This window comes from Bradyrhizobium sp. T-1, from assembly GCF_053592855.1.
This window is the reverse complement of the sequence record NZ_CM132115.1, coordinates 6,708,240-6,721,580: the sequence shown is the minus strand read 5'-3', so window position 1 is coordinate 6,721,580 and position 13,341 is coordinate 6,708,240. Positions and strand designations below refer to the sequence as shown.

Here is a 13,341-nt window from a genome sequence, read left to right as displayed (position 1 = left end):
CGTGCCAATAAGGCGATGCCACCTGCTCCACTACGCCTTGACGCCGAGCTTGCGGATCTTCCCTCCATCCTTGCCATCGACCCAGACACACAGCGTCAGTCCATACCGGCAGGCTTTCATCGCGAGATTGCCGACGTTTCTGGCGCGGCTGTGGAACACATGCCGCTCGCAGCAATCCTCGAGGACGAAGCCGGTGAACTCGCCGTGACAGTCGAACAGGACCTCGCAGACCTTGCCGCAACGTTCCCGCTCGGGTTCGTGCGGAGGCAGCGGCAGTGGCGGCACGAATGTCAGCGAAGGCGGCACGGCAGCTGAATTGCCGCCGAGCCCGTCGACACGATCGGAGAGGTATTTGATGTAGCGCACCAGCACCGGATGCCAGCGGTTGGACGGTGACATCTGCTCCAGCCGCCATTTCAAGATCGCGAGCGTGGTCTCCTCAGTGGGAAGGATCTTGTCGCCGGTGGTCACGGGGATGCGGATCTGGAATGTGCCGACGACGTAGCGCCATTGGGTGAGCCGCTCCACCTCGGTCGGCGGCGTCCTGTGTTGCTTGGAGCCGCCCTTCGCGGTCCGCACCTGTATCGCCTTCCCGTCCGGGTAGATCATGCCAGGAGCGGTCTGCAGCCTCGGTGGCGGTGGAGGCGGTGGCGGCAATGGCTTGCCGATGCGCGTGCCCAACCGCTTGACGGTCACGTCGAAGACCTGGCCGCTGCGGACGCCCAGTGGAAGATCGATGGTGATGAGGCCGGCGAAATTATCGCCGGAGCCGGGCGGAATCGGCACATAGCTGACGCCCCGCGTGATCGGAATCCGGATCGTGTGGGCGTCGCTCATGCCGAGCGGCGAGACGCCGTAGAACGTCTTGGCGAGCGCCAGCACGTCGCTTGCGTGCACCTGCGGCCAATAGAGCGAGGCAACCGAGCCGGTCGGCACACTGCCCCATTCGATCATCAACTCGTCCGGATAGATCGTGTTCGGTCCGTGCGGCGGACGGACGGTCCGGCCGGGCCTCGTGTCGAAGGTCTGCGGAATCCGATGCGCCGCCGCGGGACCCGGATTGTCGGAGCGCGTGACCTGGAGATTGCGCTGCGCGAGCTGGTCCCAGGACAGCGGCGATACGCTTTGCGGGATCGGCGCGTCGTCGAACGCGATCTGCGCGACGATGCAATGGTGCGTGCCATTCAGATAGGTCTGCACCTGCGCGCCGTTGATGACGTTTCCGGTATCGTAGAGATTGAGGAAGCAGCCGAAATAGGCCCAGAGCTGGTCCTGATGATCGGGGATCGTCAGCGTCTGGATGTTGGGGCCGCCCGCGTAGTCGGTTTGGCCGGAGAAATTGTTGGTCGCGAAGAATGGGATCGTCGTGTTGCCGGCACCCATCCGCGGCGACCCCGGCTTGCCGGCGGCATCGTTGTCGGAGAGATAGGCGCCGTTGACGTCGTAGTCGGTGTCGTTGGTCTGCGTCGTCCAAAGCCGGAAGAAGACACGTACATTGCTGGCCTGCGATGCCGCAGAGCCGCGCAGCCGCACACGTGCGACGGCGAAGCTGTAATTGTTGCTGATCGTGATGTTGGTCGGGAACGGCGAGCCGGTGAACTGCACGGTGAATGGCGTCACCGACGAGTCGCCCTGGTTGGCATCGCCTTGATCGGGAAGGATCGTCGTGAACGGATCAGGGCCGTTCGGATTGGTGAAGCCGTTGGTCGATGAGTTCCAGCGCGACAGCACATTCTGGATATAGGCGTAGGCGCCGGAAACGTTGTCGGCCAGCGCGGGTACACCGGGGATCGGCGTGGCGTTGAGCGCCGGGGTGACTGTGAACACGCGCAGATCCTGGCTGAGATAAGGCAAATTGCTGTGATCGGCGTTCAGATTGGTGAAATACGGATCGGCGCCGGCGATCAACTCGAACTGCATCGAGGCTTGCGAGCCGCTGACCTCTCCGGTCGCGGAGGCGTTCAGCGACACCGACAGGTCGAACTGGTTCTCGCCGCTTGCGGGGAAGTGCGCCATCAGGGCGTTGTCGAGGTGCAGATCGTAGGCGATCTCGATGCGTTGCGGCGTGAGGTCGTTGATGCCGCTCTCGAACTGCACACCGACGGGATTGGGCGTGATCGCCACGCCGGTCAGGCCGAAGAACGAGCCCGCGAAGCTTCCCACCGTGATGCCGAGCGACTGGAACGAGGACTTGCTGAAACCCTCGATGAAGATCGTGAAAGCGTTGGGGACGTAGCCGCCCTGCGTGTTGATGATGTCCTGCGTCTCGTCCTTGCCAAAGGTGTTCTTGCCGGCGCCGAAGGAGATGCGGGCGATCGGGAAGGGGTTGTTTCTGTTCGGACCGGAAATCGACGCCGTCACGCCGGGCGGATAGACGCTCTGGACGAGGCCGAGGAAGATCGCGAACGGGTCCGAATTGTCGGAGGTCAGCGTATGGTAGGCGCTGGCGAGGTTGGAATTGTAGCTCGAGATGATCTGGTTGATGCTGAAGCCGAGCTGGACGTTGAGATAATAGATGAAGGCCAATGCGCAGCCGTAGCTGACGGGATCGCCGTCACCGTGGACGAAGGTGCCGTCGCTGACGGTCGAGCCGGTATAGGTCGTGTTGACCCAATCGCCGCGCGCCGGGTTCGGCAGGATCGTGCCCTGATTGGGGCTGCCGTCCCCGTTCAGCCAGTTCGCGACGAATGAGCCGTAATAGTGGTCGTGCCCCTGCTGGAAGCGGGTGATGGCCGACCAATGCGACAACCCTTCGCCGCTGCTGTCGCCGGCGTTCCAGTTGCCGCGGATGCCCATCAGCACCTCGACCCACTCGGCCATGAACACCATCTCGACGCGCTGCGCCGGCAACGGCGCATCGCTCATCAGGTTTTGCGAATCGAGGCTGATCGGATTTCCGAAGCCGCTGTTGTTGGCACCGGGAAAGCTGAAGCTGCCGCCCCCATTGTCGGTGTCGGCCTCATCGAGCCGAACCTCCTGCCGGTGGCTGGTGCCGAACTGGTTGGAGGGCGTGCCGAACCAGCCGGTGGTGACGGCGAACTCGTTCTCGACGACGCTGAGCAGGGAGTTGGCGTTGTTGACGACGTTGGTCTGGTCGGGGAGCGAGTTCTCGTACCGGATCCAGAAGTTGGTGGTCTTGCCGGCACCTTGTCCAATATCAGTCAAATTGTTGCTGCTGAGAGCCATGTCGCCTCTCCTAAAACTGGATGTCTCGCGATCGGTCCTGATTTGCGCAGGCGCGGCTTCGAGAAATTCCGCAGTTCAAGGTGCTATGGCTTGCAGACGCTTGGCCTCGCCCGCGCGCAAATAAATCTGGTCAGTTGTCCGGCGCGTTGTTCGCAAGCAATGCGATCGTTGCTGGCCGATTTCGATACAGGCAGCGCTGCAATCACAACCTGCCATGGTGCTCAAAACAATTACACGCTAATAGAGCTTCACGAGGAGATACTACCACAGGTTTGGAAGGAGCGTTGATCACGCTTGCGGCAAGACTCTCGGCCAACGGCAGCAACTTTGTGAACTCGATTACATTGAAGCTAAAATCGGAAAGCTAGACACGCTATACCGTCGGCGCGGTTTGTGCCAAAACCGCAAGTGAAGCTGACGAAGGACATGTGAAGTTTGGCCGCATCCAAGAAGGGCACCTCGCCCGCGGAACGCCAGAACGGGATTGATCGGACCATCGATCTCCTGGAAGCGCTGCTGCATTTGCGCGAACCCTCCAAGCTCAGCGACCTCGCCAAGCAAATGGGCGCGCCGCGATCGACGGTTTATGCCATCGCCAACCGCCTGATCGAGGCGGATCTGCTGGAAAGCGTCGGCGAGGGTCAGGTCTATTTCGGCAAGGCGGTGCATCTCTACGGGCGCGCCTATGCGGAGGCCAATCCGCTGCATCGCCGGTGCCGCGAAGCGCTCGACCGGCTGGCGACCCAGCACAGCGCCACTGCGCAGCTCTGCGCGCTACGCGGCCGCAAATATGTGGTGGTCGATACACGGGACGGGTCGGGCCTGTTTCGGATCACGACGGATGTCGGCATCGAGGTGCCGCTGCCGTGGACGGCATCCGGCCGGTTGCTGCTGGATCATATGAGCCCGGCGGAAATCCGTGCGTTCGTTCCGAAAGAGGATTTTCGCCTTCCGGACGGCCGCGTGCTCGATGTCGACGATTTCATCAAGGACGTCGCGCGCGCGAGGCGTGAGGGCAAATGCGTGACCACGGCGCTGTCCGACCGGTTCACCTCGTGTCTTGCCGCGCCCATCCGTGACAAGAGGGGCGTCGCAGTCGCGACGCTTTGCTTCGTCGTTCCAGCGGACTCGGTGAAGGAGCGCAGGACTGCGCTGCTCGACGACCTCGTCGCCACCGCAAACGAACTCTCGGATCGCAACTGAACTCAGTCGACCGGTAGCGTGACGGCCGATGCATCCGCATCGGCCGTCACGCTGTCATCGCATGTCCGAATGCACGTTGAGGCGGGCAGGCCTTGCATGTCTGCTCTTGACATCACGCCGCCGTAATAACTAACGTGACGCTATAAGATAATATTGTCCACTATAAGAGACAATGCAATTGCAGGCGCGCTCCCGTTCCGTTCCGGGCGAGAGACGCGATCCTGCGTTCCAAGCGAGGATTCAAAATGGCGAATGCAGGCCAACAGGTACCCGGACGACGCTGGCTGATCGGTTGTCTTCTCGGCGTCGGAATTCTCATCAACTACATCGATCGCGTCGGGCTCTCCGCCGCGACGCCCGAGCTCACCAAGGAGCTCGGCCTCACCGCCACCGACATCGGTCTGCTCGGCAGCGCGTTCTTCTGGACCTATTCGCTGCTGCAAGTTCCCGGCGGCATGGTGCTCGACCGCTTCGGCGTCACCATGGTCGGCCGCGCCAGCACCTTTCTCTGGGCGGTCGCGGCGACAATCACCGCGCTCGCCAGCGGTCTCTGGGGCATCGCCAGCGCTCGCCTGCTGCTCGGTGTTGCGGAAGCACCGGCCTTTCCGGCCAGCCAGAAGGCGACCGGCCACTGGTTTCCGCTCGATGAGCGCGCGCGGTCGACCGCGATCTTCGATTCCGCCGCCAAGTTCTCCAACGTGATCGGCGTGCCGCTGGTCGCCTATGTGATCTTTCTCTACGGCTGGCGCTGGGGCTTTGGCGTCACCGCACTTTTGAGCTTCCTCTATTTCGTCGCCTACTATCTCATCTACCGCAATCCGAGCGAGGATCCGAAGCTCTCGAAGGCGGAGCATGATTACATCATCGCCGGCGGCGGCACGCCGGAAGGCCCGGCCACGGCGGGGCAGAGCCGCATGCTCGGCTACCTCCTGCGCAACCGCAAGGTCTGGGGGCTGACCATCGGCTTCTCGGCCTATGGCTACACTTTCTATCTCTTCCTCACCTGGCTGCCCGGCTATCTCGCGCAGACCATGCACATGAACCTGATGTCGGCCGCGGGCTATTCGACGATTCCCTGGATCTTCGCGACGCTGTCGGATCTCCTGATCGGCGGGTTCCTGGTGGATCATCTGATCGCGCGCGGCTACGACTCGACCCGGGTGCGCCAGTCGGTGATCATCGTCGGCATGCTGATGGGGCTCGCCGTGATCGGCGCCGCCTTCACCGTGAAGCCGGGCTGGGCGCTGCTGTGGCTGTCGATCGCGATCTCGGGATTGTCGGCCGCGGCGCCCGTGGGATCCTCGATCGTGTCGCTGATCGCGCCGAAGGGCGGCGCGGGAACGGTCGGCGGCATCCTGAATTTCACCAACAACATGATGGGCGTTCTCGCGCCGATCGTGACCGGCATCGTGGTCGACTGGACACAATCCTTTGCCGGCGCTTTCATGATCGCCGGAATCGTCCTGCTGATCGGCATCTTCTTCTATGTCGTGGTGCTCGGACGGATCGAGTCGATTCCCGATTTCGCCGAAGAGGCGCCGCACGGCGCCGTGCCGGTGCACTAAGGAGGGGAGCATGCCCCAAGCGACAGGCCAGAGTCCGAACCAGGGCGCGAGCAAGGATACGCTCATCCGCAATGCCAGGCTGATCGACGGCACCGGCGCGCCGTGGTTCGAGGCCGACCTGCGCATCAGCGGCAGCCGCATCGCGGCGATCGGTGCTTCCTTGTCTGCGCAGGACGCCGAGATCATCGATGCGCGCGGCTGCTATCTCGCGCCGGGCTTCATCGACGCGCATTGCCACGACGACCTGATTTGCCTGCGCGAGCCTGACCGGCCCGAGAAGGTTTTGCAGGGCGTGACCACGCTCGTGGTCGGCAATTGCTGCTTCTCGCTCTACCCGGCGACCGCAGGCTCCGCCGAGATGCTGCGTCTGCACTTCTCGGGGCTCGCCGGCGAAACCCGAGCCGATGAAGTCTTCGACAGTTTCGACGGCTATCGCCACGCCCTGGAAGGGCCGGGCGTGGCCCTCAACCTGGTCTCGCTGGTCGGGCACGCCGCGATCCGGCTCGCCGTGCTCGGTTATGAGCGCCGTGCGGCGACGGAGCAGGAGATCGCGGCGATGCAGGCGCTGCTCGCGCAGCAGCTCGTCCAGGGCGCTGCCGGCCTGTCGCTTGGTCTCGTCTATCCGCCGAGCGCCTATGCCGACACCAACGAACTGAACGCGCTGGCAGAGACGGTGCGGGCGCACGGCAAGCTGCTCACGGCGCATATCCGCAGCTATGAAGCGGGCCTGCTGCAATCCATCGACGAGTTCATCGCGATCCTGCGCGCCTCCGGCGCGGCGGGGTTGCTATCGCATCTGCAGTCGGCGGGCAAGCCGAACTGGGGTGCGATCCCCAAGGCGCTCGACCGGCTGGAGGCCGCGCGCGCGGAGGGGATCGATATCTCCTTCGACATGTATCCGTATCCGGCCGGCAGCTCCTACATGTTGCAATTGCTGCCGCCGGCCGCGCTGGAAGGCGGCATCGATGCGTTGCGCGAACGGCTGCGTGATCCAGCCAGGCGCGAGGCGCTGCGCGCGCTGGTGGAGGAGGGCGATCCCGATCCGCACGCCGCGCAGTCCAAGATCGTGCTGATCGGCTGGCACAATGTGCGCATCTCCGGCACCGGCAATCCCGCGCTGAAGCCGCTCGAGGGCAAGTCGATGGTCGATGCCGCGCGCGAGCTCGGCATCTCGCCGGTCGATCTCATGGTTCGCTGCATCGAGGAAGACCAGGGCCAGACCGGCATCATCATGTTCCAGCTCGATGAGGCCGATCTCCGCGCGGCCTTCACCCATCGTCTGCACATGGTCGGCTCCGACGGCATTCCGCGCCCAGGCACCAAGCCGCATCCGCGCGCCTATGGCAGTTTCCCGCGCGTTGCCGGCCGGCTGACGCGGGAGCAAGGCTGGTTCACGCTTGAAGATGCCGTGCGGCGGATGACGGCGATGCCCGCGCAACGCTTCGGCCTGTCCGACCGCGGCATCCTGCGGCCTGGCATGATCGCGGATCTCACGCTGTTCGACGACACCATCATGGACAAGGCGACGTTCGAGACGCCGACGGAAATGCCCGCGGGCATCCGTTCGGTCTTCGTCGCGGGCGAGGCTGTGGTCGCGGGTGGACGCAGCACCTTCGCGCGGCCCGGCCGGGCCTTGATCGGGGGATGACGACCCCGCAATCTCAGTCATCACACACAGGACGATTCGCAAATGACGCTGAAACGATATGGCGCGGCCGGCGGCACCGGTACCGGCGGCCAGCACCTTCCCTTTGCCCGCGCGGTCGAAGCCGACGGCTGGCTCTACGTTTCCGGCCAGACGCCGATGGAGAACGGCGAGGTGATCGAGGGCGGCATCATTCCGCAATCGCACAAGGCGATCCGCAACATGCTCGCGATCCTGGCTGAAGCCGGCTTTGAGCCCAAGGATGTCGTGCGTTGCGGCGTCTGGCTCGACGATCCCAGAGACTTTCAAAGCTTCAACAAGGTCTTTGCCGAATATTTCGGCGCCAATCCGCCGGCGCGGGCCTGCGTGGTGTCGAGCATGGTGGTGGATTGCAAGGTCGAAATCGACTGCGTCGCCTATCGCAAGTGAGCCGCTGGCTGCTGTGCCGGAGCCCGCAGGCCCGGACGTGAACATGCCGTGCCGCTCAAGCGGAATGTGTCTTGGTTGGATCGGTGCAATCCGCGAACTCCGAACACCTCTCCCCGTCGGGGAGAGGTGTTCCCGTACGTCGATCGAACCTGACTCCATCCCGCTTTAGAACCGTTGCGACATGCCGACATAGACGCCGCGCCGCGGGCCGTATTGCGGGGCGAACACGCCGATGCCGGAGCCGTCGCGGATCTGGTAGATGGTGTCGAACACGTTGACCACATCGAAGCGCAGCGTCGTCGGCTTGTTCGGCGCGACGATGTTGAAATCGTGCGACAGGCCGAGATTCACCTGCGTGTAGCCGGGCAGATGATCGGTATTGGCAAAGCCCGAACGCAGGCCGCTGCCATAGACCATCGACACGCTGTAGCGCGTGCCCTCCCAGAGATAGGACGCGCCGGCCGAGCCTGACAGCATCTGCGCGTGGTCGGTGTAGATGTAATGGCCCGCGATATAGGCGAGCTCGTCCGCGCCGAACAGATACTGGTTCGAGATGACGCTGGTCGCGATCTGCTTGGCCCAGGCGAGGTTGGCGTAGGCGCTGAAATTGCCGTTGCGATAGGTCGACTTCAGCTCGACGCCGACATTCTCGCCGCGATCGTAGTTGAAGCCGCTCAGCACATAGGCCGCGCCGAACTGACCATCGTCGAGCAGGTCGCGCGCCTTCTTGTAATAGGCGTCGGCGCCGACCTCGAGGCCGGGGATCGGATAGACCTTCTGCGTCACGCCGAGGTCGAACACATGCGCGCGCTCCGGCAGCACCGGGCTGTTCTGCCCGACCTCCGGCGTCTGCGTGTTGGCGGGCGCGCCGGGCGGGGTCACCAGCGCGAGATTGACCGGTGCGGCGATCACCTGCGAGGGCGGGGTGAAGTTGCGCGCATAGCCGGCGTGGAACGTGGTGCCCTCGAACGGCTTCCAGGTCAGGCTGACGCGCGGGCTGAGCTGGTTCGCATCGACATATTGATACATCTGGTCGAAGCGTAGGCCGGCGTTCAGGGTCAGGTTGTTGGTGATCTTCCATTCGTCCTGAACGTAGGTCCCGATCAGCCAGCCGGTCTTGGCGCTGGAATCGAATACCGAGAACGGCGCGTCGATCGTCCCCGCGATCGGGTCCGCGGGATCCAACAGCGGCAGCACCGTCGTCCCGCTGTTGACCAGCGTCCGCTCCGCACTGACCGACAGGCCGAAGCGCAGCGTGTGCGCATAGCCGATGCGCCAGGCGGTGTCCTGCTGGAGGCCATTGACGACGCTCTGGCGGTAGACATCCGAGGAGACGCCGTTGAAGACGAGATCGCCGATCGGATCAGGATAGAAGTGCAGCAGGCTGGTGCGATTGAAATAGGAGGTCTGCGTGTCGAACTCGCCGTTCGAGGTTTGGTAGGAGACGACGTTGAACTGGTTGAACTCGTTCTGGTGCTCATTGAGCCGCGACGAGTCGAAATTCGAGACGCCGAACGCCGTGTAAGCAGGCGTCTGGCCGGGATTGTTTGGAATCTGGAATGTCGCATTCGACACGCCGCTCATGAAGGTGAGGCGGCTGGTCGGATCGATCATCGTCGAGAGATAGAGAAATCCCTTCTCCTGGTTGGTCCGGTCGTGGATCGCATTCACCGACGGGGTCGGGTTCTCGATGCCGAGATTGTTCTGGAGGAAGCGTCCCGACAGGAAGTACTGGGTCTGGCCGGCGGTCCCGCCATATTCCACATTGGTCGAGATGGTCCCGTTGCTGCCGCCATAGACGCCGACGACGCCGGAATTGTTGAAGGCGTCGGCCTTGGTCTGGATGTCGAGCACGCCGGCCGTGCGCTGGCCGTACTGCGCGGGCAGTGCGCCTGTGAGCAGGCTGAGACTGCCGACGATGCCGGTGTCGAGGATCTGCCCGAACGCGCCGACGCCGTCGGGAAGCATGACGCCGTTGATGCGATAATGCAGATTGGCGTGCTCGTTGCGGACATGCAGGTCGCCGCTCGCCGCCGAATCTTGCGTGACGCCGGGGAATTGCAGCAGCACCTTGTCGAGCGAGGCATTGCTGCCCTGCGGCAGCGCCTCGATCGCCTGGCGTGTGAGCGTGTGGGCGGTGGCGCCGCCGGGCGGCAGCACGGATTGGCGTGCGGCATCCAACCGTTCGCTCTGGCCCTCGACGGCGGCGGGCGCCTCGGTCTGCGGTCGTGCCTGCGAGGTCGAACGTCGCCGGTCGACTGCGACGCGAACTTTTGGGCGGCGCGGCGCCTGCGTCTGCTTGGGTGCATCGACTTCGACGGTGGGCAGCGTCGTGACGGGGGCCGTCGTCTGCGCGATTGCGCCTCCGCCGGAATGACACAGCGTGAGTGCGGCGAGGCTCGCGCCCGCCAATATTGATTTTGAAGATTGCATTGTCCTGATTTCCGATCGCGCACCGGCATGCTCATTCGGAGCACCTGCAGGCGGCACGCGCCGTCGACACGCGACGGATCAATTTTCGATAGCCTTGCGGGATCGGCTCAAGCGGATGGCCGATTCCGAAGGCAGCTCAATCGATGGGGATCAGGAGGCGGGAGGGGCGCGCGGCTGGAATGCCGAGCCAGCGGACTTCAGATGGATGAATTCGGCATCGGTGGTGCGGTAGAGCAGCTCGATCGCTTGCGGCAAATGCAGCAGAGGCGGTGTTGCGAACACGACCGTGCCCGCCATCGCGACAAGTGCGCAGATCGCGCAATTGTCCTCGCCCGGTTGTTCGCGATCGGGGTTTGCCGGTGACTGCTTCTGGACCGCCGCGCCGGTCGGCGCGAGGCTCTTGGCGCTGTCGGCCAGTTGCGACTGCGCGAGCGGCGCGGCTTGCGCGAACCAGTGGCTGTGGCCGAAGGTCAGCGCGAACTGCACCAGCATCGCAAACAATGCGAGCCGGGCGCCGTGCCTGATATTCGACCGGAACCACTTCATCTGGAAAACGCACCTCGCATCGCAAGGCGCCGACCGCGCGTCGCGATGTTATAATGTAACATCGCAGCATCTGTCAGCGGATGTCAACCGAAGGGGAGCCACATCGCGCGGGCAGGGCGCCCGATGTGTCGTTCGGGCAACTAGGTAGGTTTTGGTTGAATCGGTGCGCGCCCAGAGCTCGAAACACCTCTCCCCGCTGGGGAGAGGTGAACCACGAACAATTCAGCGCCCCTCGCGCACCCAGGTCGCGGCAAACGCGCCGAGCAGCAGCAACAGGCCGATCAGGCCGGCGAAGATCGGCAGCACGCCGACGCCCTTGACGACGCTGGCGTCGCGCATACGCACGCCCATCCAGCCGTCGCCGGCGAAGACGCTGGTCGAGCGCACCGGGACGATGCGCGGCAGCTCGACGCTGCCGCCATCCGCGATCCGCACGGCGCTGCCGCCGGTCGCCTGCGTCAGCGGCTTCAATGTCTCGGTGGTGGAGGTGACTTCCGAGAACTCCTTCGGATTGGTCGGGCCGACATTGATCAGCGCCTTCAGCGAGCCGTCGGTCGCCTGCCACAGGCCGAGCTCGCTGGCCGGCAGGCTGGCGCGCCACTCGCCGGGCTCACCGGGGGAGAGCGTCAGGTCCCGCGAGACACCGGAGGGCGAGGTCACGCTCACCGGCTGCACGCTGTCGGCCATGGTCTGGCGCACCACGACGAGATCCTTGCCCTGCACCTGCAGGCGCAGCGCTTCCTCGTCGAGGTCCGGCTGCTTCATCAGCCAGTGCGACATCCGCCTGAGCAGATCGAGATGCGGACCGCCGCCCTCATAGCCGCGCGCCCACAGCCAGATGTGGTCGGACAGCAGCAGTGCGACGCGGCCTTCGCCGAAGCGCGACAGGAACAGCAGCGGCTTGCCGTCCGCGCCCGTCATCACCGGCGGGTTGACCGCATTGCGGGTTTCGACGGTGCGGAAGAAGCGGCTCCAGTGCGGCGGCTCGAACGCCGAGCCTTCCAGCCCGCGCGTGACCGGATGGCGTTTGCCGATGTCCGAAAGATGCGCATAGAACGGCTTCTCGGTGACGCCGACCGGCTCGGCCGGCAGCACCGTGTCGAGCGGCGTGCGCCAGATGCTGCTGGTCGAGGCGTAGTCGGGGCCGGCCGAGACCAGCACCGCGCCGCCCGCGCGCACATAGCGTGCCATGTTCTCGAAATAGGGGATCGGCAGCACGCCCTGGCGGGCGTAGCGGTCGAAGATGATCAGCTGGAATTCGTTGATGTGCTGCTGGAACAGCTCGCGGGTCGGAAACGCGATCAGCGACAATTCGTTGATCGGCGTGCCGTCCTGCTTCTCCGGCGGACGCAGGATGGTGAAATGCACGAGGTCGACGCTGGCGTCTGACTTCAACAGGTTGCGCCAGGTGCGCTCGCCGGAATGCGGTTCGCCGGAGACCAGCAGCACGCGCAGCTTGTCGCGCACGCCGTCGATGGCGACGACGGCGCGGTTGTTCACCGGCGTCAGCTCGCGCTCGAGCGGCGAGGCCTCGATCTCGACGATGTTCGGGCCGGCATGCTTGATCTCGACGTCGACGCTGGCGCTCTGGCCGCTCGACAGCTGGCGCTCGTTGATGACCTCGCCGTCGCGGCGCACCGTGACCTTGGCGCGCTCGCCGGTGACGCCCTGGTCGTCGAGCTTGTAGGTGATGGTCTGGTTCTGGCCGACGATGCCGAAGCGCGGCGCCGCCGTGATCGCGATGCGGCGATCGCGCTCGTCCTTTTGTCCGGTGATCAGGGCCTGCACCGGGGCCTGGAAGCCGAGCGCAGCGGCGTTGGCCGGGATGTCGTGAACGCGGCCGTCGGTGATCAGGAATGCGCCTGCAACGCGGTCGACCGGCACGTCCGATAGCGCCGAGGCCAGCGCGCCGAACAACTTCGTGCCATCGGTCTCGCCGTCGGCCTGCCCGGCTTCGACGACGCGCACCTCAAGTCCCTTGATCTTCTTCAGGGTGTCGACCAGCGCCTCCTGCGCCTTCGCGGCTTCCTGGTTGCGCTTGCCGAAATTCTGGCTCGGGCTCTTGTCGACGACGACGGCGGCAACCGAGGTGAGGGGATCGCGGTCCTCGCGGGTGAAGGAGGGATTGGCCAGCGCCAGCAAGAACAGCGCCAGCGCGGCCACGCGCACCGCCGCGCCGCGCGCCCGCGCAAGCAGCAGCACGACCGCCATGACCAGGATCGCAGCGAGCGCGATCCACAGGACGATCGCGGGGACCAGCGGTGTAAACGCGATGCCGTAATTCATCAGGTCACTCTCTCGGCATCGTCATGGCCGGGCTCGTCCCGGCCATCC

The 13,341-nt window shown here is 64.5% G+C and carries 8 protein-coding genes; 4 read left to right on the top strand and 4 right to left on the bottom strand.

Features of this window, described 5'->3' with window-relative positions; genetic code table 11:
- Positions 1-30: 30 nt before the first annotated feature.
- The gene (locus ACWAT4_RS32180) at positions 31-3,186 is read right to left on the bottom strand and encodes a hypothetical protein (protein ID WP_449728990.1); all 3,156 of its coding nucleotides are present in this window, start codon (positions 3,184-3,186) and stop codon (positions 31-33) included.
- A gap of 435 nt (positions 3,187-3,621) precedes the next feature.
- Here ACWAT4_RS32180 and ACWAT4_RS32175 point away from each other — a divergent pair, with 435 nt between their 5' ends.
- The 4 genes from ACWAT4_RS32175 (at position 3,622) to ACWAT4_RS32160 (ending at position 8,028) form a co-directional block, all read left to right on the top strand.
- Positions 3,622-4,389: an IclR family transcriptional regulator gene (locus ACWAT4_RS32175; protein WP_212297521.1), complete on the top strand. Its 768-nt coding sequence runs from the start codon at positions 3,622-3,624 to the stop codon at positions 4,387-4,389.
- 245 nt (positions 4,390-4,634) lie between these two features.
- Positions 4,635-5,954 (top strand): MFS transporter, encoded by a 1,320-nt coding sequence (locus tag ACWAT4_RS32170; protein ID WP_212428032.1) that lies wholly within the window; start codon positions 4,635-4,637, stop codon positions 5,952-5,954.
- Between the two features lie 10 nt (positions 5,955-5,964).
- Positions 5,965-7,602 carry an N-acyl-D-amino-acid deacylase family protein gene (locus ACWAT4_RS32165; protein WP_449728989.1) on the top strand — a complete coding sequence of 546 codons (1,638 nt, stop codon included), beginning with the start codon at positions 5,965-5,967 and terminating at the stop codon, positions 7,600-7,602.
- A 42-nt stretch (positions 7,603-7,644) separates the two neighbouring features.
- Positions 7,645-8,028 (top strand): RidA family protein, encoded by a 384-nt coding sequence (locus tag ACWAT4_RS32160; RefSeq protein WP_212297524.1) that lies wholly within the window; start codon positions 7,645-7,647, stop codon positions 8,026-8,028.
- A 165-nt stretch (positions 8,029-8,193) separates the two neighbouring features.
- Here ACWAT4_RS32160 and ACWAT4_RS32155 read toward each other — a convergent pair whose 3' ends face one another.
- The 3 genes from ACWAT4_RS32155 to ACWAT4_RS32145 all read right to left on the bottom strand — a co-directional run bounded on the left by ACWAT4_RS32155 (position 8,194) and on the right by ACWAT4_RS32145 (position 13,293).
- Positions 8,194-10,461, bottom strand: a complete 2,268-nt coding sequence (locus tag ACWAT4_RS32155) for a TonB-dependent receptor (protein ID WP_449728988.1) — start codon at positions 10,459-10,461, stop codon at positions 8,194-8,196.
- A gap of 150 nt (positions 10,462-10,611) precedes the next feature.
- The gene (locus ACWAT4_RS32150) at positions 10,612-11,007 is read right to left on the bottom strand and encodes a DUF2946 domain-containing protein (RefSeq protein ID WP_212297526.1); all 396 of its coding nucleotides are present in this window, start codon (positions 11,005-11,007) and stop codon (positions 10,612-10,614) included.
- Between the two features lie 222 nt (positions 11,008-11,229).
- Complete coding sequence (locus tag ACWAT4_RS32145; RefSeq protein WP_212428028.1) at positions 11,230-13,293, bottom strand: hypothetical protein; 2,064 nt, start codon at positions 13,291-13,293, stop codon at positions 11,230-11,232.
- Between the last annotated feature and the right edge of the window lie 48 nt (positions 13,294-13,341).